The following is a 21,905-nucleotide window of genomic DNA, read 5'->3' as shown; positions in this document are numbered from 1 at the left end:
AATTGAGCGGCAGGCTCCGGCACAGCGCACCACGGCCCCGCTCAATTCAAGCCTCCGCGGCGATTGAGCGGCGGGGTCCGGGGCAGAGCCCCGCGAGCTCAGCCACGGACCCGCGCGCTCGATCGCCCTGGCGCCCGGCGGCCCGCACCCGAACCGCGCCCGGCCCCCCGCGGCCCGGTCAACACATACGTGAGGCCGAACCCGGCCCCCACCACCACCGCCCCACCCACCGCATCCAGCACCCAGTGGTTCCCCGTCGCCACGATCGCGGCCACCGTGCACAGCGGATGCACCAGACCGAGCCCCTTCATCCACCACTTCGGCGCGAGCGCCACGACCACCAGCCCGCACCACAGCGACCACCCGAAGTGCAGCGACGGCATCGCCGCGTACTGGTTGGTGACCGCGGTGAGCGTCCCGTAGTCCGGCTGGGAGAAGTCCTGCACCCCGTGCACGGTGTCGATGAAGCCGAGCGTCGGCATCAGGCGCGGCGGCGCGAGCGGGTACAGCCAGAAGCCGACGAGGGCCAGGACCGTCGCGAAACCGAGCGAGGTGCGGGCCCACCGGTAGTCCGCGGGACGCCGTACGTACAGGACCGCGAGGACCGCGAGCGGCATCACAAAGTGAAAGGACGTGTAGTAGAAGTCGAAGAAATCGCGGAGCCATCCCACCGAAACCACCGCATGGTTGGCCCAGTGCTCGATGTCGATGCCCAGGAACCGCTCCAGCGCGTGCACCTGCGCCCCGTGCTCCTCCGCCAGCGGTCGCCCGCCGGCCGCGACGAGCCGGACCTGCTGGTAGGCGGAGTAGCCGACGCGGATGAGGAGCAGTTCGAGCAGCAGGTTGGGGCGGGCGAGCGCGCGCCGCCAGAACGGCAGCAGCGGCACCCACGCCCAGCGCGCCGGGGCCGGTTCGGTGTAGACGGTGGGCAGCGCCGACCGGTAGCGGGGGTCCGCGCGGCGGAGGAAGGGGACGGCGCAGGCCGCGGCGAGCACGGCGACCAGGACGAGGTTGTCCCGCAGCGGGGCCAGCACCGGCAGCTGCGGCAGTATCGCGCTCGCCGGGAGCGTCATCACGAGGACGACGGCGATCGGCCACACCGCCCGGTCGGCGGCCTTGGCGCCGACCCGGCCGACGACCGCGAGCAGCACCCACAGCAGCTGGTGCTGCCAGGTCGTCGGGGACACGGCGACCGCGACACAGCCGGTGACCGCGACGGCGAGCAGCAGCTGTCCGTCGCGCGCGTACGCGATGGAGCGGCGCAGACCGAGTACGGCGACGGCGATGCCGAGCGCCAGGAACAGGGCGATCTCCAGCGGTCCGGCGAGGCCGAAGCGCAGCAGCATGCCGTGCAGCGACTGGTTGGCGGCCGCGGCCGGATCGGAGGCGAGACCGGTGCCCGCCAGGTGGTGCACCCAGTACGTCCACGAGTCGTGCGGCATCGCGAGCCAGGCGAGGCCGGTGCCCGCGGCGAAGGCGGCGCCGGTCGCGGCGGCGGCGCGGCGGCGCCCGGTGAACCACAGCAGCGGCGCGAACAGCAGCACGGTCGGCTGGAGCGCCGCGCCGATCCCGATGAGGACGCCGGACGCGGTCTGCCCGCGTACCGCGAAGCAGCCGAGCAGCACGAGCAGGACCGGCAGGATGCTGGTCTGTCCGAGCGTGAACGTGTTGCGCACCGGCAGCGACAGCATGAGCAGGCTGATCGCGACGGGCGCCGCGAGCAGCGACGTACGGCGGGAGACCGGCGGCGGCAGGGCGCGCGCGGCGACCACGCCGAGGGCGACGACGAGGGCCAGCGAGCCGAACGTCCAGCCCCAGCCGAGCGCCTGCTCGGCCGCGCGCGCCAGGGGTTTGAGGACGAGGCCCGCGAACGGGGTGCCGGTGAACCGGTCCGGCGCGTCGTACAGGGAGCCGCTGAGGTGCAGCACGCCGCCGGGGCCGATCCAGGTCTCCAGGTCGGTGAGCCGCTCACCCGGAGGAGCGCTCAGCACGGCAACGAGTTGACGCGCGCCGAGCACGGCCGCGATCAGCCACAGGCCCGCGAGCAGCACGCCGAGCCGTCCTGTCACCGCACCCGTGGGTCCCGGCGCTCCCCCTCGCTCCGCATTCGCCACGCCTTTCGGACCTCCCGCCCAACTCGGCTGGTTCCCTGACATTCACCCGCACTCCCTGTGAGACGCAGGCAACCGCGCCTTTACCTGCCTGTCCACCGGGATTTGACCGGAAGGCAGTGTCTTCGGCCACTTCGTCCCGACCTTCACCGGCGTGGTTCCGCGACATAGATCACAAGAATTTGCATCAGCACCGTGTGAAGGCTTTGACGTTTCCCCAGGCCGGAGGCGGTTTCCTCGCAGAGCGAAGTTAACTGAACACTACCCGTTACAAGCGCGGGCGCCCCTATGGTCGATGCGTCGGGCCGTTCCGCGTGGACGGCCCGTTGCTCATGTCCCCGACGAAAGGCAGGCGAAGGACCCGTGTCCACCGCCACTTCCATCGCCCCCAGTACGGGCTGGTCCGCCGCCTCCGCGAAGGACCGCAGCTCCCCCGAGCCGACCACCACCGACCCCGCGCTGGTGAAGCGCGCGGTCAAGGCGGCAGCCCTCGGCAACGCGATGGAGTGGTTCGACTTCGGCGTCTACGGCTACATGACCGTGACGCTCGGACACGTCTTCTTCCCGAGCGCGTCCAGCACGGCGCAGGTCCTGTCGACGCTCGGCACGTTCGCCGCCGCGTTCCTCATCCGCCCCATCGGCGGCGCCTTCTTCGGCCCGCTCGGCGACCGCATCGGCCGTCAGCGCGTCCTCGCCATCACCATGATCATGATGTCGGCGGGCACCTTCGCGATCGGCCTGATCCCGTCGCACGCCGCCATCGGCGTGTGGGCGCCGGTACTGCTGATCGTGGCACGCATGGTGCAGGGCTTCTCGGCCGGCGGCGAGTACGGCGGCGCGTGCACGTTCATCGCCGAGTACGCGCCGGACAAGCGCCGCGGCTTCTTCGGCTCGTTCCTGGAGCTGGGCACGAACGCCGGTTACGTCGCCGGTGCCGCGCTCGCGACGGCGCTCACGACGTCGATGGCCACCGACGCCCTGTACGACTGGGGCTGGCGCGTGCCGTTCCTGATCGCGGGCCCGCTCGGCCTGGTCGGTCTCTACGTCCGGATGAAGCTGGAGGAGACCCCGGCGTTCAAGAAGCTGGCCGCCGAGGCCGAGGCGAAGGAGAAGGCCGCTCCGAAGCCGAAGCTGAAGGAGATGTTCGCCGGCAGCGCGAAGCCCATGTTCCTGTGCATCGCGCTGGTCCTGGTCTTCAACGTCACCGACTACATGCTGCTCTCCTACATGCCGACGTTCCTCAGCGAGGAGCTGAGCTACGACGCCACGCACGGCACGATCATCCTGATCTGCGTGATGCTGCTGATGATGGCCGTGCAGATCCCGGCGGGCCTCGCCAACGACCGGTTCGGCCACCGCTGGGTGATCGGCACCGCCTGCGTCGGCTTCCTGCTGCTGTCCGTCCCGGCGATCCTGCTGATCCAGCAGGGCTCCACGTGGGCGATCGCGCTCGGCCTGGCCGCGCTCGGTCTGCTGCTCGTCGGCTTCACGTCGTCGATGCCGTCGACGCTGCCCGCACTGTTCGACACGAAGGTCCGCTACGGCTCTCTCGCCGTCAGCTTCAACCTGTCCGTCTCGCTCTTCGGCGGTACGACGCCGCTGGTCGTGGCCTCCCTCATCGCGGCCACGGGCAACCTGATGATCCCGGCGTACTACATGATGGCCGCGGCCGTCATCGGCGGGATCGCGGTGTGGCGCATGAAGGAGTCGGCGGGCAAGCCGCTGCCGGGTTCGCCGCCCGCGGTGTGACCGTCACGCACGCGTGAGAGCGGGCGGGGCCACGGCGACGCGGATCGCCGCGACCCCGCCCGTTTCCGTGATCGGCGTGCCTACGCTGACGGCCATGACGACTCATCCGCACTCCCGTCAGCCCGAGGCCGCGCCCGCCGTCGACGCCTACCTCTCCGGCCTCCTCGCCCCCGCCGACGAGGCCCTGGCCGGAGCCCTCGCCGACAGCGCGGCGGCGGGCCTGCCCGGCATCAACGTCTCGGCCACCAACGGGAAACTGCTGCACCTCATCGCCCGCATCCGGGGCGCCCGCCGGATCCTGGAGATCGGCACGCTCGGCGGCTACAGCACCATCTGGCTGGCCCGCGCGCTCCCCGCCGACGGCTCGCTGGTCACCCTGGAGCACAGCGAGCGGCACGCCGAGGTGGCCCGCGCCAACCTCGCCCGCGCGGACCTCGACGGGCTGGTCGAGGTACGGGTGGGCGCGGCGCTCGACTCGCTGCCCGAACTCGCCGCGGAGGGCGCCGACTTCGACCTGGTCTTCATCGACGCCGACAAGGTCAACAACCCGCGCTACCTGGAGTGGGCGCTGCGCATGACGCACCCCGGCAGCGTGATCGTCGTCGACAACGTGGTGCGCGAAGGCCGCGTCACGGACCCCGACTCCACCGCACCGGACGTCGTCGGCACCCGCTCCGCCCTGCAACTCCCCGCCGACCACCCGCAGTTGGACGCCACGGCGATCCAGACGGTGGGCGCGAAGGGCTACGACGGGTTCGCGCTGGCCTACGTGACGCCGTGACGCCGGGCCGCGTGAGTTCGTGACGCCGGACTACACGAGCTCGTGGTAGAAGCCGACGTTCACGCTGCGCGGCCCGCTCCGGTCGACCACGAGCACCTCGCCGGACGAGCCGCGCGGCAACGTCAACACCCCTCCGTACGCGACGGGTTGACCCATCCCCTCGGTACCGAACCGCACCCGCACCTCGGACGCCGGGTCGTCCTGCGAGCCGCGCAGCCAGAACAGGCTCCAGCCGCCGTCCGGACCGCACCGGAACTCCAGGTGCACCCGCGACACGAACAGCCAGTCCTCCGGCGTCACGAGCCGGCACACGCTCGCGTCCCGGCCCACCCGCAGCACGGCCCCCGGCTCGCTGCGCTCCTCGGCCATGGCCATTCCGGCCGTGACCCCCGCGTCGCCGCCGGCCATGGTGGCCATGGTCAGTTCGAGCACGCGCCCCACCGATCCCGTCGCCCCGGGTCCCGTCGCCCCGAGTCCTCGGACCGCAGCCTAGGGCGCCACGATCCACTCTGGGACACTTGTGACATGACCGAACGCAAACCGCCCGGAGTCAGTTTCGAGTCATTCGTCGACAAGCAGATCCGCGACGCCGAGCGCCGCGGCGAGTTCGCCACCCTGCCGGGTGCCGGCAAGCCCTTCGACCCCGCTGCCGAATCCTCCTCGTACGACGAGAACTGGTGGATCAAGCGGAAGATGGCCCGCGAGGGCCTGTCGGTGCTGCCGCCCTCACTGGCCCTGCGCAAGGAGGCCGAGGAAACCCTGGCGGCGGTGCCGAAGGCCCCGTCGGAGCAGGCCGTGCGCCGGATGATGGCCGAGCTCAACGACAAGATCCGCGACATGATGCTCAAGCCGCCGCCGGGGCCCCCGCTGGGGCTCAAGCCGTACGACGTGGAGGACGTGGTGCGGCAGTGGCGGGAGGCGCGGCCGGGGCGCGCATCCGCCTGAGGCACGATGGACGCATGAGCATCGTGAAGATCAACGCACTCACCGTTCCCGAAGAGCAGCGGGAAGTCCTCGAGAAGCGCTTCGGCTCGCGCGCCGGCGCGGTCGAGAACTCCGACGGCTTCGAGTGGTTCGAGCTGCTGCGCCCGATCGAGGGCACCGACCAGTACCTCGTCTACACCCGCTGGCGCGACGAAGCCGCCTTCCAGGCCTGGATGGAGGGGCCCATGAAGGCGGCCCACCAGGGCCCGCAGGGCGGCGACCGGCCGAAGCCGGCCGCCAGCGGGTCCACGGTGTGGTCGTTCGAGGTGGTTCAGCAGGCGGCGCCGAAGACCGCGTGACCGCTGCGCTCGGCGGTCACGGTGCCGCGGTGCCGCGGTGCCGCGGTGCCGCGGTCGTGCGGTGCCGCGATCAGATCCGTAGCAGGCGCTCCGCCGTCTCCTTGTAGTCGCGCAGGGCGAGGCGGAGCTGCTCGGTGTCCTCGGTGGCGTCCTGCCAGGACGTACGCAGCGTGCGGCGGCGTCCCGCGAGGGTTTCGGTGAGGCGGGCGGCCAGGTCCTCCAGGACGTGGTCGGCCTCCTCCACGCTGGCCCGCGGCGCGTCCACGAACCCGCTGAGCGCGTGCCGCAGACGGCCCTCGATCTCGTTGAGCTCGCCCGCGGGGAAGAGCTCGGTACGGGGCCCGGTGGTGTCGCCGCGATTGATGTGCGGGTCGCCGTGGGCGGTGCGGGTGTCGCCGTGGGCGGGGGCGGGGGCGGTCATGTCACGACCGGCGCCCTCGGGAGCCATCGGCTCACGACCGGCCATGTCGCGGCCCGCCATGTCGCGACCGGCCATGTCGCGGCCCGCCATGTCTCGGCCTGCCATGTCCCGGCCCGGCGTCTCGCGCCCCGCCGACTCACGGCCGGTCGCCTCACGACCCGTCGTCTCACGCCCCGCCGGCTCCCGGCCGGTCGTGTTCCTCGTTGTTGTCGGGTCCATCGCTACCCCCTTGTCGACGCCGTCGGCCTGGGCGCGCTCGATGTCCGTCATGCCCCTCAACTCCCCTTCGCAAGGCGTCCCTTGAAGACGCCGTTCCGCTTGTCCCGGTGGTCGTTCTTGGGCGCGGTCGTGGTGCCGCGCGGTGTGGCGCGGTCCGGGCCGACCAGCTCGTCGAAGAGCGGCCGCGCCTCGAGCATCGCCTCGCGCAGCTCCTCCGTACCCGCCTGGCCCTCGTCGGCACGGGGGTGCGCGGCGCGGTGCACGCGCCGGTAGCCGTGGACGTGCGGGCCGTGGTGGACGGAGAGCGCGTCGAACTGCTCGTCGTGGTTCCCGCCGTCCGGGAAACCGCGCTCCCGCGCCAGGTCGGCGATGACCATGTCGGCCTCGGCGACGGCAACGTCCGGGGACTCGACGAACCGTTCCTGGGCGTCGGCCCAGCGCGTCAGATAGCGCTCGCGGGCGACGGGGTCCAGGGGCTGCGTGCGCAGGGCGCCGTGCCGCTTCACCCGCTCGGCCAGCTCCTGCTCGGCGGCCCTGGTGTCACCGTTGTGCCGGGCGACGGTCCTCTCGTACTCCGGGCCGAACCTGCGCCTGAGGCCGCGTCCGCCGCGGGGTGTGGTGCGTGCGGCGAAGGCGCCCGCCGCGAGGACGATCACGACCCCCACCACGATCAGAGCGATGATCACGCCTGTGGACATGACTACCTTCCCTCAACTGTGGCTGTCACCGGCCGAGTTGCCGCTCCCGCCCACCTGAAACAGATCCACCCCACTCGAGCCCACCCGGCGCGGCGGCCCAAAAGCCCGGGGCTCCGCCCCGCACCCCGCTGCTCAATCGCCGCAGAGGCTCCAACCACCTGCCCCCGCCCACAGGAACCCGACCACCACCACTCCCCACCCCCAGCGGGAGACCGCCCCCGCCACCACCACTCCCCACCCCCGGCGGGAGGCCGCCCCCGCCTTGGACACACCCGCCACCACCACTCCCCACCCCGACGGGGAAGCCGCACCCGCCTCAGGCGCTCCCCCCACCACCACTCCCCTCCCCCGGCGGGGAGCCGCTCCCGCCTTGGGCAATCTGCCGCCAAGGGCGGCAGGGTGGGCAAGGCGGCCCCCGGTGCGGGCAGCACCCGCGGTGGGCGTCAACCCCGGGGCACCGCGGTGCAGGCCACGCATGCGGGAGGGACCGACCCCGGTGCAGGCCGCAGCCGGCGGAGGCAGACCGCACCGAAGACCACGGAAGGCCGCGCCGGCGTTACGCTCCGGCCCCCGCATGCGGCCGCTCCGCATCGGACCCGCACATCTCCGCGTTGAGGTCGGCGACGAGCCGGACGAGGTCGCGGGGACGCTCCGGCCCCCACCAGTCACCGAGCAGCTCCGCCAGGGACTCCTCCCGCGCCGCCGCCAACCGCTCCGCCACCACCCGCCCCTCCTCCGTGAGCACCAGATCCGGCCCCTCCCGCACCGCGAGCCTCCGCTCCTCCACCTGCCGCGCCGCGTCCAGGATCACCGACAGCGGAATCGCCGTGTACTCCGCGAGCACCCCCGGCTCCGCCCACCCGTTGCGATACGTCCGCAGCACCAGCCAGCTCGCCGCGGGCAGCAAGTCGTACCCGGCCCGCGCCGTGATCTTCTCGTACACGGCCCGCCGCCCCTCCCGGCTCCCGAGCGTCGACAACGCCCGTACCGCCTCGTCGTACGACGACCGCTCGACGGGATTGCTGGCGAGCGTCTGCGTGGCGTCGGGCGCGGTCACCGACCCCCTGAGCGGATCCTCGTGCAGCAGCAGCGCCAGCCCGAACGCGAGCAGCGTGATCGGCACCGCGTACAGGAAGACGTCCGTGATGGACGTGGCGTACGCGTGGATGACCGGCTCCTGCGCGCCCGGCGGCAGCGCCGCGATCCCGCGCGGGTCGGCGCCGAGCGAGTCGGGCGTGACCCCGGGCGGCAGCTGCTGCCCGGCGAGCGCGTCCCCGAGCCGGCCGGCGAGCCGGTTCGCGAAGATCGTGCCGAAGATCGCCACACCGAACGACGCCCCGATGGACCGGAAGAACGTCGCCCCGGACGTGGCGACGCCCAGATCCTCGTACGGCACCGCGTTCTGCACGATCAGCACCAGGACCTGCATGACCAGTCCGAGGCCGGCGCCGAAGACGAAGAAGTACAGGCTCATGACGCCCGTGGCCGTGTGCTCGTCCATGTTGTGCAGGAGCAGCAGCCCGACCATGGTGATGGCCGTACCGGCGACCGGGAACACCTTCCAGCGCCCGGTGCGGCTGACGACCTGCCCGGACAGCGTGGTCGACAGCAGGATGCCGAAGACCATCGGCAGCATGTGGACACCCGACATGGTCGGCGAGACACCCTGGACGACCTGGAGGAACGTCGGCAGGTACGTCATCGCGCCGAACATCGCGAAGCCGATGACGAAGCTGATGACCGCGGAGAGCGTGAAGGTGCGGACCCGGAACAGCCGCATCGGCAGGACCGGTTCCGCCGCCCTGAACTCCACGAAGACGAACACCACGGCGAGGACGACCCCGAGGGCCGCGAGCCCGATGATCTGCGGCGAGGCCCACGCCCACGTCGTGCCGCCGAGCGAGGCGACGAGCACGAGACACGTGGCGACGGAGGCCACGAGGAACGTGCCGAGGTAGTCGATGCGGTGCTTGCGCGAGCGGACCGGGATGTGCAGCGCCGCGGCGATCACCAGCAGCGCGACGACGCCGACCGGCAGATTGACGTAGAAGACCCAGCGCCAGCTCAGATGCTCGGTGAACAGTCCGCCGAGCAGCGGCCCGAGCACGCTCGTCGCGCCGAAGACCGCCCCGAACAGGCCCTGGTACTTGCCGCGTTCGCGCGGCGAGACGATGTCGCCGACGATCGCCATCGACAGCACCATCAGGCCGCCGCCGCCGAGCCCTTGAAGGGCACGGAAGCCGATCAACTGCCCCATGTTCTGGGAGAGTCCGCACAGCGCCGAGCCCACCAGGAAGATGACGATGGCCAGTTGGAAGAGCTTCTTGCGTCCGTACTGGTCGCCGAGTTTTCCCCACAGCGGCGTCGCCGCCGTCGCCGCGAGCATGTACGCGGTGACGACCCACGACAGGTGTTCCAGGCCGCCCAGGTCGCTGACGATGGTCGGCAGGGCCGTCGCCACGATCGTCTGGTCCAGCGCGGCGAGCAGCATGCCGAGCAGCAGCGCGCCGATCGAGACGAGTACGCCGCCGGACTTGGCGCCCTCCTTCGGCGCGGCGGGCGCGGCGCGGCCGCCGTCGCCCGGCCCGACGGCCTCGATGTCCTGGCTGCTCATGGCCCACCTCCGAAGCCTTCCCGGCACGGACGTGGCCGGGTGCTTGGTACTTCCCATCCTGGTAGGTGTGACCAGGTTTGGCCTGTTGAGTCGTGCGGCGCCGGAGGTTTTCCGAGCGGTCCGCGCATCGCGGGGTACGGCACGGCGCTGACGAGCGTTTACGGGACCGGCGCTGCGGCCGGGGCCCGCGCGTCTGCATAATGCGCTTGCGGCGTGGCGGCATAATGCGCTTGCAGCGTGTTCGGCGGGGGGCCGGAGCGCTTCGGAGGGGGTTCCACACAGTGAGCGATGAACGCCGTACATGCCCGGAATGCGGCACACGGGAGGGTTCCGACGGCGCGCCGTCCTGCGCCTGCGAGCCGGAGGCCTTCGCTCCGCTCCGCGTCCGTCCCTACGTGTCGCTCTCGGAGCCCTCGCAGCCCGCCCCGCCGCGGGCCGCCGATCCGTACGCGTACCCGCCGCCACCGCGCGCTCCCGCGCAGGACGCCGACGACGACGCGGAACCGGCGGAACCGTCCCGGCAGGGCCGCATCCTGCTGCTCTCCGCGGTCACGGGCGTGCTGAGCGTGGCGACGCTGGTCACGGTACTGATCACGTCCCCGGGCGGCGACGGCGCCTCGGCCACGGACAACACGGCCGCGACGACGACGTCCCTGACGGCGCCCGCCTCTCCCACCACGCCACCCACCCCCAAACGCTCCACGACCCCGTCCCCCACCCACTCCACCGCCCCGCCCCCCACACCGACGCGGACGACGACGTCAGCGACGCCCTCCCCGTCGACGACGCCCGAACCCAGCACCACCAGCAAGAAGCCGAAACGGAGCCCCTCCGCCTCCGCCACCCGCTCCGCGTCCCCGACCCCCACACCGACGCGCGCGACCACGCTCCGCCGCGGCGACCGCGGCCCCGAGGTCGCCGAACTCCAGCGCCGCCTGCGGCAGTTGCACCTCTACGTGGACGACATCAACGGCCACTACAACAACCCCACGGAGTCGGCCGTCCGCACCTACCAGTACTCCCGCGGCATCCGCGACGACCGCCTCGGCGAATACGGCCCCCCGACCCGCACCGCCCTCGAACGCGAAACCGGCGGCTGACCCCGCCCCCAAAGGGGCGCGGGGAACTGCGCGCACAGCCCCATCTCCGCGCTCCCCACACGAGGGCACAACCACTGTGGCCCAAAAGGGGCGCGAGGAACCGCGCACCCCACACGAGGGGCGCAACCACTACGCCCCAAAGGGGCGCGGGGAACTGCGCACCCCAACCCCGCCACGGCGCACCCCACACGAGGGGCACAACCACTACGCCCCAAAGGGGCGCGGGGAACTGCGCACCCCAACCCCGGCACCGCGCACCCACGCCCAGGGGGCCACACCCCTACCCCCAAAAGCGCCGCAGGCAACCCTCACCCCACGTGCAGCTCCACACCCCCACCCGCCACAACCTCAACCCGCACAGCCGTAAGATCCCCCACCCACACCGTGGGCCGATGCTCACCCGCACGCGGCCCGACCCCCACCACCCGCATCCCCGCGGAGCGCCCCGCCGCGATCCCCGCCCCCGAGTCCTCGAAGACGACGCAGTCCGCCGGATCCACCCCCAGCTCGGCCGCACCCTTCAGGAACCCCTCGGGATCCGGCTTGCTGGCCCCCACGTTCTCCGCGGTCACCCGCACCGTCGGATACGCCAGCCCCGCCGCCCCCATCCGCGCGGTGGACAGCGCGAGATCGGCGGAGGTGACCAGCGCGTGCGGAACGCCGCCCGCGACCAGCGACTCCAGGAAGCGCGGCGCGCCGGGCACGGCCACCACACCCTCCACGTCCGCGGTCTCCTCGGCGAGCATCCGCGCGTTGTCGGCGTAGTTCTCGGCCATCGGCCGGCCAGGCAGCAGCTCGGCCAGCGTGGCGTGCGCCTGGCGCCCGTGCGCGACGGCGAGGACTTCCTCGGCGTCGAACCCGTGCGCGGCGGCCCAGCGCCGCCAGATGCGCTCCACGACGGCATCGGAGTTCACGAGCGTGCCGTCCATGTCGAGGAGGAGAGCGCGCGCCTTGAGAACCGTGGGCGCCGTGGACGTGGACGTGGACGTGGGCAGGGCCGTCATCGTCTGACTCCAGACTGCGGAGGCGAAAGAAACAAGGCGGCCCCGCCCGCTGGTCAGGGTTAACGGGCGGGTGCCACTTTGTTCCTCCACGATACAAAGACGTCCGCCAAGATCGCCACCCACCCCCCTCCTCACCCCTCACCGCACCCCCGTCACGCCCTCACCGCGTCGTGGCCGGCGACGACGGAAACGTCTTCGTGTACGGATTCGGCAGCCCCGGCGGCGCCTCCAGCGCCACCTGCGGCGCCCCGGCCTGCGGTGCGGGCGGGGTCATCTGGTCCTTCGGGAGCTTCGGCGGCCCGGTCTGCTCGGCGAGCGCCTGGTCCATGTTGACGAGCCCGGTCTTCTCCAGGACCTCCATGTGGTCGCGCACGACGTCGTTCGCCTCGTTCGCGAGCCGCCGCACCTCGGTGTTCTGCGTGGTGGCCCGGATATTGCTGACGGCGGGGAAGATCTGCCCGTGCGTCACGCGCATGATGTTCGACGCGGTCGAGTCGAACTCCTTGCCGCGCTTGGACTGCACGGTCGCCACGAACTGCTGCTGCTGCGGCGTGGCCTGGTTGGGCAGCGCGATGTTCATCTCCTGGGAGATCTTGCGGCAGCTGGCGTCGAGCAGCGCGTGGCCGACGATCAGATGCCGCCCCGCCTCCTTCACCTCCGGGCTCGTCCCCCGCTTCAAGACCTCCTGGCCCAGGGGGAATTCCCACAGCCCGGCCGACCGGACCTTGACCACGAAGTCGCGGTCGGCCTCGGTGAGCGGCCCCCAGCGGGTGTTGGCGATGACGCGGTTCTGCGCGGTGGACGTCGCCTCCACGCCGATCAGGGCCGGGTAGGCCAGAGCCGAGACGGTCACGACCAACGAGCCGATCACGAAGAGGTTTCCGGCCGTGGAGCGCGAGAGCCTCATGGTGCCTCCAGTCAGGGACGAGGGATACCGGAGAGTACGGACGCGGGGCGCGAACCAATCAGTGATCACCGAAAATCCCGCCGTTCTTTTTCGCGCCCGCCCCTCGCCAACTCTCGTTTCGCCGTGCCCACTTGTGGACCGCCCGCTTCCCCGCCACCATATTGACGCGTCCCTGCCACTCGGCACACGTCCGTCAACTCCACCCCACCTCCAGGGAGTTCACATGCGCCGGACCACCCCCTCCTCCCGCATACGCCCGGTCTACGCGCGTCGAGCGTTCGCCGCCACGGGCGCCGCCACCCTCGCCCTCCTGCTGGCCGCCCCGTCCGCCCAGGCGGCCCCGCCCACCCCCATCAGCGCCGCCACGGCACGTACGTACCTCTCCGAGCTGACGGTGAAGGCGGAAGGTTCCTCCGACGGCTACAGCCGCGATCTGTTCCCGCACTGGATCACCCAGTCCGGCGCCTGCAACACCCGCGAGACGGTCCTCAAGCGCGACGGCACGAACGTCGTCACCGACTCCAACTGTGCCGCCACGTCCGGCAGTTGGTACTCCCCCTACGACGGCGCCACCTGGTCCGCCGCGTCCGACGTGGACATCGACCACATCGTCCCGCTGTCCGAGGCGTGGAAGTCGGGGGCCAGTTCCTGGACGACGACGAAGCGCCAGGGCTTCGCCAACGATCTCACCCGCCCGCAGCTCATCGCGGTCACCGACAACGTCAACCAGTCCAAGGGCGACCAGGACCCCGCCGAGTGGATGCCCTCGCGCACCGCGTACACCTGCACGTATCTGCGGATGTGGGTGCACGTGAAGCACTACTACGCGCTCAGCGTCGACTCGGCCGAGAAGTCGGCGATCCAGTCGGGCCTCAGCGGCTGCTGATCCCGCCCGGCCCTCGGAACAGCGGGAACCGCCCCGCCCGCCTCCGGCGTTCCGTACCGTACGGTGCCGGAACGTCGGGGACACGAGCGGAGGCGATCACGTGGCGAGGCTGCGCCTTGGACCACTGCTGCGGTACGTGGACGAGGAGACGGCGACGGTGTGGGTCGAGGCGAGCCGGCCCTGCGTCGCCGAGGTGCGCTGCGCGGACGGCGCGTCGGGCAGCGCGCCCACGTTCCAGATCGACGGGCACCACTACGCGCTCGTCCCCGTCACGGGCCTCACGCCCGGCACCGAGACCCCGTACGAGGTGATCCTCGACGGCGGCGGCCCGGTGTGGCCGCTGCCGGACTCCCCGTTCCCGGCCAGCACCATCCGCACCCCGGCGTACGAGGCCGGGGGCCCGGTCCGCGTCACCTTCGGCTCCTGCCGCTGGGCGGCGCCGCCCGCCGACGAGCACGACCCCGTCGGACCCGACGCCCTCGACACCCTGGCCGCCCGCATCGCCGCGGACCCGGCCGCCGAGCGCCCCGACGTCCTCGTCCTGCTCGGCGACCAGGTCTACGCGGACGAGACCTCACCGGCGACGCAGGCGTGGCTGGCCCGCCGCCGCGACCTGGCCGATCCGCCGGGCACGGAGGTGGCGGACTATCAGGAGTACACGCACCTGTACTACGAGTCGTGGCTGGACCCGGAAGTCCGCTGGCTGCTCTCGACGGTCCCCAGCACGATGGTCTTCGACGACCACGACGTGATCGACGACTGGAACACCAGCGCCGCGTGGCTCGCGGACATGCGCGAGGTGCCCTGGTGGCGCGAGCGGCTGCTGAGCGGACTGATGTCGTACTGGGTGCACCAGCACATCGGCAATCTCTCGCCGGCCGCGCTCGCCACCGACCCCGTCTACGCGGCCGTGCGCGCGACGCCGGACGGCACGGACGCGCTGCGGGAGTTCGCGGCGCGCGCCGACGCGGATCCGGCCTCGGTCCGGTGGAGCTACCGGCGGGACTTCGGCCGCGTACGGCTGCTGATGGTGGACACGCGGGCGGCCCGCGTCCTCGACGAGCAGCACCGGGCGATGCTCGCGCCCAGCGAGGCGAAGTGGCTGCGCGAGCAGGCGCTGGCGGACCGCGGCACGTACGACCACCTCCTCATCGGCACCTCGCTGCCCTGGCTGCTCCCGCACCTCATCCATGACGCGGAGGGGTGGAACGCGGCGTTGTGCCGGGGGGAACGCGGGGCGCGCTGGGCGCGGTTCGGGGAGGATCTGCGGCGCAGGGCGGACCTGGAGCACTGGGCGGCGTTCCCGACGTCGTTCGCGGCGCTGGCCGACCTGATCGCGGAGGCCGGGGCGGGGGTCGCCGCGCCCGCGACGATCTCCGTGCTGTCGGGGGACGTGCATCACGCGTACGTGGCCGAGCCGACGTGGCCGGACGGGGTCGACGCCCCGAGTGCGCGGGTCCTGCAACTCACCTGCTCGCCGGTGCACAACTCCGTCCCGGCGTCCATACGGGTCGGCTTCCGCTTCGGCTGGAGCCGGTTCGGGCGGGTCCTCGGGCGCCGGTTCGCCCGGCACGCGCTTGCGGGGGCGACGCCGATCTCGTGGCGCAAGACGGGTGGGCCGTGGTTCGGCAACCAGTTGATGACGCTGACGTTGCGCGGCCGGGCCGCCACCTTGACCCTCGACCAGGCGACGCGGCGCCGGGGCCTGGCCCGCACCCACGAACGCGACCTCACCTGACCGGTCCGCTGCCCAATCGCCGCAACGGTTCGGAGCCCCCCGCGGACAGCAGGCCCCCACCTGGACGCCACGGGGCTCCGCCCCGGCCCCCGCTGCTCAATCGCCGCAGAGGCTCCATATAGCCCCACCCACCCGAAATGCCGACGCCCTCCAACCACAGGCAGCCGCCTCCCCACCCACTACAGCCGCCCCCGCCCCGCCTCGGGCAATCTGACGCCACCCCGGCCCCCCACCCACAGCGGCCGGCCCGGCCCCGCCCCGCCCCGCCTTGGGCAATCTGCCGCCAGGGGCGGCAGGGTGGGCAAGGCGGCACCCCGGTGCGGGCAGCGCCTTCGGTTGGCGTCCACCCCGTCGCAGGCCGGAAGCGGCGCCCGGTGCCGGGTTGAGCGTCACGAGGCCGCCACCCCGCCGCAGGCGGGAAGCGCACCCCCGGGTGAGCGCCACGAGGCCCCGCCCCGCCGCAGGCGCAAAGCGCAACCCCGGGGTGAGACAGGCCACACCCGCACCGCCCCCCGCAGGGAAACGGCATGATGAGCCGCACCACCCGCCCCCGCAGCCCCACATGCCTCGGGAGTCCCGCTTGCCCGCCCCCCACGCAGAGCTCACCCGCGCCCCTCTCGCGATCGCGATAGCGATCGTCGGCGCCGGCCCCCGCGGCACCAGCGTCCTGGAACGCCTCCTCGCCTCGGCGGACGAACTCCTCCCGCCCCGCGCCCACCTCACCGTCCACCTGATCGACCCGCACCCCCCGGGCGCCGGCAGCGTGTGGCGCACGGACCAGGCCCCGGAACTCCTCATGAACACGGTCGCCTCCCAGGTCACCCTGTTCACCGACGACAGCGTCGACTGCTCGGGCCCGATCCGCCCCGGCCCGAGCCTGTACGAGTGGGCCCGGCACCACGACACCCCGCTCGGCCCCGACGCCTACCCGACCCGCGCCCAGTACGGCCGCTACCTGCGCTGGGTGTTCACCGAAACCGTCGCCGCCGCCCCGCCCTCCGTGGAGGTCGTCACCCACACCACCCGCGCCACCCACCTCGGCGACACGGACGACGGCACCCAGACCCTCACCCTCGCAGGCGGCGACCTCCTGACCGGCCTCCACGCCGTCGTCCTCACCCAGGGCCACCTCCCGGCCACCCCCACCCCGGCCGAGCGCGAACTCACCGCGTACGCCCGGCGGCACGGGCTGCGCCACGTCCCGCCCGCCAACCCGGCCGACCTCGACCCGACCCCCGTCGCCCCCGGCGAACCGGTGCTGCTGCGCGGCCTCGGCCTCAACTTCTTCGACCACATGGCCCTGTTCACGGAGGGCCGCGGCGGCCGCCACGTGCCCGCCCCGGACGGCGGCCTGCGCTACGTCCCCTCGGGCAACGAGCCCCGCCTGTACGCGGGTTCACGCCGCGGCGTCCCGCACCAGGCGCGCGGCGACAACGCCAAGGGGCCGCACGGCCGCCACCAACCCGCCGTACTCACACCCGAGTTGATATCCCGGCTGCGCAAACGGGCCGACTCCGGCGACGCCCCCGACTTCCTCACCGACATATGGCCGCTGGTCGCGAAGGAGGTCGAGACGGTCTACTACACGACGCTCCTCAGAACCACGCCCACCGCGACCACGGACACCGGCGACCGCCGCCCCGACCTCGCCCCCGCCTTCCGCGAGCGCTTCCTCGACGCACCGCACCGCTCCCCCCAAGAGGCCGACACACTCAGGGAATTCGGGATACCGGAAGCCCTCCACTGGTCCTGGAGCCGCGTCTCCCGCCCCGCCTCCGGCCGCACGTACACCTCTCCCGCCACATGGCGCGCCTGGCTTCTCGGCCATCTTCGCGAGGACGCCGCCCACGCCGCGCTCGGCAACGTCGACGGACCCGTCAAAGCCGCCCTCGACGTGCTGCGCGACCTGCGCAACGAGCTACGGCTCGTCGTCGACCACGGCGGCCTGTCCGGCGCCTCGCGCCGCGACCACCTCGACCGCTGGTACACCCCGCTCAACGCGTCCCTGTCGATCGGCCCGCCCCGGCGCCGCATCGAGGAGCTGACCGCGCTGATCGAGGCGGGCGTGCTGACCGTCGTGGGACCCCGCATGGAGGTGACGGCGCGGGACGGACGTTTCGTCGCGCACTCGCCCGACGTACCCGGTTCGAGCGTGAGCGTCACCACACTCGTCGAGGCCCGGCTGCCCGAGCCCGACGTCCGCAGAACCGCCGACGACCTGCTGGTACGACTCCTCAAGACCGGCGCCGCCCGCCCCCACACGGTCGACGGACACGAGACCGGAGGCCTCGACGTCACGCCGCGCCCGTACCACCTGATCGACCGTCAAGGTCGGCCGCACGCGCGGAGGTTCGCCTTCGGCGTGCCCACCGAGGGGGTCCACTGGGTGACCGCCGCGGGCGCCCGCCCCGGGGTCGACTCGGTCACCCTCTCCGACGCCGACGCGGTGGCCCGAGCAGCCCTGCGCGGCACCGGCACAGCGGCCGACCCGGAGGCCGATCATGGCCGAATGTTGAACTTGCAAGCACTAGTTAGGTTCCCCTAATCTTTGGCGCCCCACACCGGTGGCGGCAGCGGCGACGAAGGCGCTCCTCGCGCCGGTGCTCTCGGTTACGTCCCCACCGACCGAAGGAGCCCCACCATGACTGGACGTCTCAACCGCGCCCAGCCCTACGCCCTCGGCCTCTTCCGCATCGTCATAGGCCTGCTCTTCGCCTGCCACGGCGCCGCCTCGCTCTTCGGCGTCCTCGGCGGAGCGGCCGGCGGCGGCACCGTCGACACCGGAACCTGGCCCGGCTGGTACGCCGCCGTGATCCAGCTCGTCGGCGGCGGCCTCGTACTGCTCGGCCTCGGCACCCGTTTCGCCGCCTTCATCGCGTCGGGCTCGATGGCCTACGCGTACTTCAAGGTCCACCAGCCCGAAGCGCTGTGGCCGCTCCAGAACGGCGGCGAGCCCTCCGTGCTGTTCTGCTGGGCGATGCTGCTGCTGGTCTTCACCGGCTCCGGCGCGCTGGGCCTCGACCGCCTCTTCGCCGGACGCGGCGCGCGCGCCGAGGACGACGCCCCCGCCCGCGAGGCCGTCCCGGCCTGACCCCCACGACGGCCGCGGCCCGCACTCCGGAAGCAGGAGCGCGGGCCGCGGCCGTACGCGTACGCCCTCACGGTTGCGCGACGAACGGCACCGTGAAGCAGGCCACGCGGTCCCCCGACCCGCCCGGCTCGTCGTGGACGACGACGGACCTCGCCTCGCCGGAACGCAGCCCCCACGCCTTGTGGACCCGTGCCGCGCCGTCGCCGTTCGCGTCGGCCGTGAAGTCCAGCCAGACCTCGTTCTCGGCGTTCTCCCGGTCCGGGTCCACGATGTTCTGGTAGTGCCCGCCCGCATCCTCGGGGTCGGCGCCGCACGCCCCGGTGTGCACGTGCGCGCCGTACGCGTGGCCGGGCACGAGCCCGCGCACCCGCATGCTCACGGTCATCCCGGAGTCGCTGCCGCGCTGCGACACCGCGATCGACGACGCGGCGGGCACCAGGCCCATGTCGTACGTGATCGCCGACGACGGGACGAGCGCGGCGGGCGGCGCGAACCGCGCCTCCGCCCGCATCCAGTAGGAGGAGTCCGCCGTGTGCCCGGCGCCACCGCCCGCCGCGAGCACGGCCGCCGCCACGGCGCCGGTCACCATTCCTGCCACCATTTCCGATTCCTCCGCTCGCTCGGGGCCACGGGCCCGTCCTCGTACTGGCTCGTTGGTACGGGACGTGACCGACCGATCACGGGAGGAACACGCGGGAACGTGAGATCCGGAACATCTGCGCCCCTTTCGTCACTTGAGCCCCTCTTGAGGCGTACGCTGTACAGCTGTCACACAAGCCGCTCCTGTCGGGAGGGAACGGCCGGAGAGAACCGGATCGGTCCGTACGGGAGTAGGCGAACAGTGCTGGAGAGTGTCCTGGGGTCGCTGGCCGACAGCTCATGGATCTACGCGATCGTGGCGCTCTCCGTCCTCTTCGACGTGTTCGTGCCCGTGCTGCCCAGCGGCTTCCTCGTGATCGCCGCGGCCACCGCGACCGCGGGCGGCGCCGCCGCCACCGGCGGCGTGCCGCACCCGAATCTCCCGGACCTGCTCGCCCTCACCCTCTGCGCCGCCACGGCCTCGGTGCTCGGCGACCTGGTCGCCTACCGGATCGCCCGGCGGGGCGGTGAGCGCCTGGACCGCGCCCTCGCCCGCTCGCGGCGCCTGACCACCGCGCAGGAACGTCTCGGCGGGGCGCTCGCGCGCTCCAGCGGCGGGCTGCTGGTGATCATCGCCCGGTTCGCGCCCGCGGGCCGCTCGGTCGTCTCGTTCGCGGCGGGCACGGCGCACCGGCGCGTCCGCGAGTTCCTGCCGTGGTCGGCCGCGGCGGGCGTGGCCTGGGCCGCGTACAGCGTGGCGCTGGGCTACTTCGGCGCCCAGTGGCTCGGCGCGAGCTGGCTCTCCACCGTCGTCTCGGTGCTCGCCCTCGTGGGCGCGGGCGCGGTGGCGGCGTACGTGATGCGCAGGCCGGCCCCGGCGGCTCAGGAGGCCTGAGCCGCCCTGGGGTGCCCGCGCACCTCGATGCCGTCGAGCAGCTCGGCGGTCGCGCGGGCGATGTCGTCCACCGCCCGTTCGAACACCTCGCGGTTGTGCGCGGCCGGCGCCCGGAACCCGGACACCTTCCGTACGTACTGCAGGGCTGCGGCCCGGATCTCGTCCTCGGTGGCCTCTTCGGGGAGCGCGGGCGGGCGGAGGGTCTTGATGCTGCGGCACATGCCTCCAGTCTGCCGCCGAAACGCGGCCGGCACCCGGCGTTCGACCACACGTTCGCGTGAACTCCCCGATGAACTACGCGAAGTTGCTCGCATCTCAAATTCGAACAGACGTACCATTGGGGGGTGGCAGCGATCGACGACTCCGAATTCGACTTCCCCAGCGAGCTCCTCGCCGGCCAGGCCGAGCTGCATCAGATCAGGGCCGAGCTCATCGCCCTGCTCAAGCGGCTGCCCTGGTCGGTCGAGCCCCACGACGCCGTCATAGACACCCAGGGCTGGCGCAAGATGGAACGCGCGGCCTCGCCCGGCTGGAGCGAGGACGACCAGGCCGAGGTGGAGAAGCTCCGCAGGCGCGAACTGGAACTGGCGGTCTTCGTGACCTGCCACCGCTACTGGACCGAACTGTCGGGCACCGACGCGGTCCGCGCCCGCGCCCGCCTCAAACACGTCCACGACGAGGCACCACACCAGCCCCCCCGGACACGACGAAGACCCCCGGGCTTGATCGCCTGAGGGCCTTCGTTCAGCGTGCCGCCGCATGACCAACCTGCTCCTCGGCGGGCTCAACCGGCCCAGAAGTCCTCAAAACTTTCGAGTACGCGCACATCGCCCAGAGCGGGCCGCCAAGCTCCCGCTCGCCCACGCACCGGCATCCCACGGCGCAGAGGCCGCACCTCCTCGAACTCCCAGATCCAGCCACCTGAGTCGCCAGGACGGCAGTCCGTCAAGCGCCCCGCTGCGAAGTAGCCGCCGAAGTGACGAGGCCACACATGCGCCGGCCAGTCCCTGTATCCAGGCCAGTCGAGGAACGGATACTCGGGGAGCCCACTGGGCAGGACGGCAGCACGATCCTCCTGGCGCCCTGCGGTGATGAGCGTCAAGCCGCGGTGCGCCGTCGCGGTTGGCCGAGGCAGTTCCCGCAGCCGGCCAAAAACCAGCGCGGCCGCCCATGGCTCGCGAACCGTGACCGCACGCAGAGCAGCCTCCCGAGCCCGACGCTCGACCTTCCCAGCACCCACAAGCCCCCCCCTGACGAACACGAAGGGGCACACGCCCGAAGCCCCCCAGCCCAGCCCCCCTCGGCGGCCCCACCGTATCGCTCCATGCGCACCAAAGAAGGGCTGGCCAGCCGACGACCTAGTTGCCCTCGGACGTACGCCGGTTCGCCGGTCGCCCGTACTTCTCCAGGATCCGGTAGAGCCGGGAGCGCGGCATGCCGGCCGCGACACCGAGGGCCTTGCGGTCGGCGTGGGGGCCGCCCGCCTTGTCGGCGCACCTGAACGATGCGCACGGCTGCGCCCCGTAGCCACCTCGACTGCGTGGTGCAGCCGCGCGCACGAACACGGAAGAGGCTCTCCGGTGTGATCACCGGAGAGCCTCTGACCTGCTGACTACTCACTCACTGTGGGCGCGGACGGTTTCGAACCGCCGACATTCTGCTTGTAAGGCAGACGCTCTACCCCTGAGCTACGCGCCCGTGATCCCGGCGTAGCGCCAGGACGAGACGACAGCCTACCTTGCCGGCGGCCATGGTCCGCAAACCTGTGACGGCCTGGGACGAGGCGGGCGAAAGTCACTCTTCGAACCGCGAACCAACGGGCTCGTGTG

General features: G+C 72.3%; 21 protein-coding genes and 1 tRNA gene. 11 read left to right on the top strand and 11 right to left on the bottom strand.

What is annotated here, in order from left to right:
- Nucleotides 1-98: 98 nt before the first annotated feature.
- Nucleotides 99-2,114, bottom strand: a complete 2,016-nt coding sequence (locus tag ACYBSK_RS06565) for a bifunctional glycosyltransferase 87/phosphatase PAP2 family protein (RefSeq protein ID WP_460245456.1) — start codon at nucleotides 2,112-2,114, stop codon at nucleotides 99-101.
- Nucleotides 2,115-2,474: 360 nt separating this feature from the next.
- Between ACYBSK_RS06565 and ACYBSK_RS06560 the strand changes: the two genes are divergently transcribed.
- The gene (locus ACYBSK_RS06560) at nucleotides 2,475-3,860 is read left to right on the top strand and encodes an MFS transporter (protein WP_460245455.1); all 1,386 of its coding nucleotides are present in this window, start codon (nucleotides 2,475-2,477) and stop codon (nucleotides 3,858-3,860) included.
- Between the two features lie 94 nt (nucleotides 3,861-3,954).
- Complete coding sequence (locus ACYBSK_RS06555) at nucleotides 3,955-4,641, top strand: O-methyltransferase (protein ID WP_460245454.1); 687 nt, start codon at nucleotides 3,955-3,957, stop codon at nucleotides 4,639-4,641.
- A 30-nt stretch (nucleotides 4,642-4,671) separates the two neighbouring features.
- On the opposite strand, the gene ACYBSK_RS06550 is transcribed toward ACYBSK_RS06555, so the two are convergent.
- Nucleotides 4,672-5,073 (bottom strand): FHA domain-containing protein, encoded by a 402-nt coding sequence (locus ACYBSK_RS06550; RefSeq protein ID WP_457475907.1) that lies wholly within the window; start codon nucleotides 5,071-5,073, stop codon nucleotides 4,672-4,674.
- Between the two features lie 93 nt (nucleotides 5,074-5,166).
- Between ACYBSK_RS06550 and ACYBSK_RS06545 the strand changes: the two genes are divergently transcribed.
- Nucleotides 5,167-5,586 carry a DnaJ family domain-containing protein gene (locus ACYBSK_RS06545; protein WP_460245453.1) on the top strand — a complete coding sequence of 140 codons (420 nt, stop codon included), beginning with the start codon at nucleotides 5,167-5,169 and terminating at the stop codon, nucleotides 5,584-5,586.
- 14 nt (nucleotides 5,587-5,600) lie between these two features.
- Nucleotides 5,601-5,924 (top strand): antibiotic biosynthesis monooxygenase family protein, encoded by a 324-nt coding sequence (locus ACYBSK_RS06540; protein ID WP_457475905.1) that lies wholly within the window; start codon nucleotides 5,601-5,603, stop codon nucleotides 5,922-5,924.
- 70 nt (nucleotides 5,925-5,994) lie between these two features.
- On the opposite strand, the gene ACYBSK_RS06535 is transcribed toward ACYBSK_RS06540, so the two are convergent.
- The 3 genes from ACYBSK_RS06535 to ACYBSK_RS06525 all read right to left on the bottom strand — a co-directional run bounded on the left by ACYBSK_RS06535 (nucleotide 5,995) and on the right by ACYBSK_RS06525 (nucleotide 9,876).
- On the bottom strand, nucleotides 5,995-6,615 hold the full coding sequence (locus tag ACYBSK_RS06535; protein WP_460245452.1) for a hypothetical protein: 621 nt from the start codon (nucleotides 6,613-6,615) through the stop codon (nucleotides 5,995-5,997).
- Nucleotides 6,616-6,620: 5 nt separating this feature from the next.
- Entirely contained in the window at nucleotides 6,621-7,262 is a 642-nt protein-coding gene (locus ACYBSK_RS06530; RefSeq protein WP_457475903.1) for a hypothetical protein, read from the bottom strand.
- A 556-nt stretch (nucleotides 7,263-7,818) separates the two neighbouring features.
- Nucleotides 7,819-9,876 carry an MDR family MFS transporter gene (locus ACYBSK_RS06525; RefSeq protein ID WP_457475902.1) on the bottom strand — a complete coding sequence of 686 codons (2,058 nt, stop codon included), beginning with the start codon at nucleotides 9,874-9,876 and terminating at the stop codon, nucleotides 7,819-7,821.
- Between the two features lie 395 nt (nucleotides 9,877-10,271).
- On the opposite strand from ACYBSK_RS06525, the gene ACYBSK_RS06520 reads away from it, so the two are divergent.
- Nucleotides 10,272-10,976 carry a peptidoglycan-binding domain-containing protein gene (locus ACYBSK_RS06520; RefSeq protein WP_460245451.1) on the top strand — a complete coding sequence of 235 codons (705 nt, stop codon included), beginning with the start codon at nucleotides 10,272-10,274 and terminating at the stop codon, nucleotides 10,974-10,976.
- A 308-nt stretch (nucleotides 10,977-11,284) separates the two neighbouring features.
- Here the strand turns inward: ACYBSK_RS06520 and ACYBSK_RS06515 are convergent, their stop codons facing one another.
- The gene (locus ACYBSK_RS06515; protein WP_460245450.1) at nucleotides 11,285-11,980 is read right to left on the bottom strand and encodes an HAD-IA family hydrolase; all 696 of its coding nucleotides are present in this window, start codon (nucleotides 11,978-11,980) and stop codon (nucleotides 11,285-11,287) included.
- Between the two features lie 160 nt (nucleotides 11,981-12,140).
- Nucleotides 12,141-12,887 carry a DUF4142 domain-containing protein gene (locus ACYBSK_RS06510; RefSeq protein WP_457475899.1) on the bottom strand — a complete coding sequence of 249 codons (747 nt, stop codon included), beginning with the start codon at nucleotides 12,885-12,887 and terminating at the stop codon, nucleotides 12,141-12,143.
- Nucleotides 12,888-13,137: 250 nt separating this feature from the next.
- Between ACYBSK_RS06510 and ACYBSK_RS06505 the strand changes: the two genes are divergently transcribed.
- The 4 genes from ACYBSK_RS06505 (at nucleotide 13,138) to ACYBSK_RS06490 (ending at nucleotide 18,602) form a co-directional block, all read left to right on the top strand.
- A complete protein-coding gene (locus tag ACYBSK_RS06505; RefSeq protein WP_460246969.1) occupies nucleotides 13,138-13,773 on the top strand; it encodes an HNH endonuclease family protein in 636 nt (211 codons plus the stop codon).
- Between the two features lie 100 nt (nucleotides 13,774-13,873).
- Nucleotides 13,874-15,511 (top strand): alkaline phosphatase D family protein, encoded by a 1,638-nt coding sequence (locus ACYBSK_RS06500; protein WP_460245449.1) that lies wholly within the window; start codon nucleotides 13,874-13,876, stop codon nucleotides 15,509-15,511.
- A gap of 562 nt (nucleotides 15,512-16,073) precedes the next feature.
- Entirely contained in the window at nucleotides 16,074-18,056 is a 1,983-nt protein-coding gene (locus ACYBSK_RS06495; RefSeq protein WP_460245448.1) for an FAD/NAD(P)-binding protein, read from the top strand.
- Nucleotides 18,057-18,152: 96 nt separating this feature from the next.
- Entirely contained in the window at nucleotides 18,153-18,602 is a 450-nt protein-coding gene (locus tag ACYBSK_RS06490) for a DoxX family protein (protein ID WP_457475896.1), read from the top strand.
- A gap of 67 nt (nucleotides 18,603-18,669) precedes the next feature.
- On the opposite strand, the gene ACYBSK_RS06485 is transcribed toward ACYBSK_RS06490, so the two are convergent.
- Nucleotides 18,670-19,203, bottom strand: a complete 534-nt coding sequence (locus ACYBSK_RS06485) for a superoxide dismutase family protein (protein WP_460245447.1) — start codon at nucleotides 19,201-19,203, stop codon at nucleotides 18,670-18,672.
- Nucleotides 19,204-19,443: 240 nt separating this feature from the next.
- On the opposite strand from ACYBSK_RS06485, the gene ACYBSK_RS06480 reads away from it, so the two are divergent.
- Nucleotides 19,444-20,076 carry a DedA family protein gene (locus tag ACYBSK_RS06480; protein ID WP_457475894.1) on the top strand — a complete coding sequence of 211 codons (633 nt, stop codon included), beginning with the start codon at nucleotides 19,444-19,446 and terminating at the stop codon, nucleotides 20,074-20,076.
- Here ACYBSK_RS06480 and ACYBSK_RS06475 read toward each other — a convergent pair.
- Complete coding sequence (locus ACYBSK_RS06475; RefSeq protein ID WP_457475893.1) at nucleotides 20,064-20,297, bottom strand: DUF2277 domain-containing protein; 234 nt, start codon at nucleotides 20,295-20,297, stop codon at nucleotides 20,064-20,066. The genes ACYBSK_RS06480 and ACYBSK_RS06475 overlap by 13 nt on opposite strands.
- A 123-nt stretch (nucleotides 20,298-20,420) precedes the next feature.
- Here ACYBSK_RS06475 and ACYBSK_RS06470 point away from each other — a divergent pair, with 123 nt between their 5' ends.
- Nucleotides 20,421-20,810 carry a hypothetical protein gene (locus ACYBSK_RS06470; protein WP_460245446.1) on the top strand — a complete coding sequence of 130 codons (390 nt, stop codon included), beginning with the start codon at nucleotides 20,421-20,423 and terminating at the stop codon, nucleotides 20,808-20,810.
- Nucleotides 20,811-21,434: 624 nt separating this feature from the next.
- On the opposite strand, the gene ACYBSK_RS06465 is transcribed toward ACYBSK_RS06470, so the two are convergent.
- Nucleotides 21,435-21,635, bottom strand: coding sequence for a hypothetical protein (locus ACYBSK_RS06465; RefSeq protein WP_460245445.1), 201 nt, complete (start codon nucleotides 21,633-21,635; stop codon nucleotides 21,435-21,437).
- Between the two features lie 67 nt (nucleotides 21,636-21,702).
- Nucleotides 21,703-21,774, bottom strand: a tRNA-Val gene (locus ACYBSK_RS06460).
- Between the last annotated feature and the right edge of the window lie 131 nt (nucleotides 21,775-21,905).

Source organism: Streptomyces sp. BYX5S (genome assembly GCF_054724165.1).
Note: the sequence above shows the minus strand (reverse complement) of the source record. Positions and strands in the feature narration are given on the sequence as shown.

What these genes read in the sequence shown, in the direction of transcription:
- ACYBSK_RS06555 (WP_460245454.1), top strand. Translation starts at nt 3,955, where the DNA reads ATGACGACTCATCCGCACTCCCGTCAGCCCGAGGCCGCGCCCGCCGTC.
- ACYBSK_RS06545 (WP_460245453.1), top strand. Translation starts at nt 5,167, where the DNA reads ATGACCGAACGCAAACCGCCCGGAGTCAGTTTCGAGTCATTCGTCGAC.
- ACYBSK_RS06540 (WP_457475905.1), top strand. Translation starts at nt 5,601, where the DNA reads ATGAGCATCGTGAAGATCAACGCACTCACCGTTCCCGAAGAGCAGCGG.
- ACYBSK_RS06535 (WP_460245452.1), bottom strand. Translation starts at nt 6,615, where the DNA reads ATGACGGACATCGAGCGCGCCCAGGCCGACGGCGTCGACAAGGGGGTA.
- ACYBSK_RS06530 (WP_457475903.1), bottom strand. Translation starts at nt 7,262, where the DNA reads ATGTCCACAGGCGTGATCATCGCTCTGATCGTGGTGGGGGTCGTGATC.
- ACYBSK_RS06525 (WP_457475902.1), bottom strand. Translation starts at nt 9,876, where the DNA reads ATGAGCAGCCAGGACATCGAGGCCGTCGGGCCGGGCGACGGCGGCCGC.
- ACYBSK_RS06515 (WP_460245450.1), bottom strand. Translation starts at nt 11,980, where the DNA reads ATGACGGCCCTGCCCACGTCCACGTCCACGTCCACGGCGCCCACGGTT.
- ACYBSK_RS06510 (WP_457475899.1), bottom strand. Translation starts at nt 12,887, where the DNA reads ATGAGGCTCTCGCGCTCCACGGCCGGAAACCTCTTCGTGATCGGCTCG.
- ACYBSK_RS06495 (WP_460245448.1), top strand. Translation starts at nt 16,074, where the DNA reads ATGCCTCGGGAGTCCCGCTTGCCCGCCCCCCACGCAGAGCTCACCCGC.
- ACYBSK_RS06490 (WP_457475896.1), top strand. Translation starts at nt 18,153, where the DNA reads ATGACTGGACGTCTCAACCGCGCCCAGCCCTACGCCCTCGGCCTCTTC.
- ACYBSK_RS06485 (WP_460245447.1), bottom strand. Translation starts at nt 19,203, where the DNA reads ATGGTGGCAGGAATGGTGACCGGCGCCGTGGCGGCGGCCGTGCTCGCG.
- ACYBSK_RS06475 (WP_457475893.1), bottom strand. Translation starts at nt 20,297, where the DNA reads ATGTGCCGCAGCATCAAGACCCTCCGCCCGCCCGCGCTCCCCGAAGAG.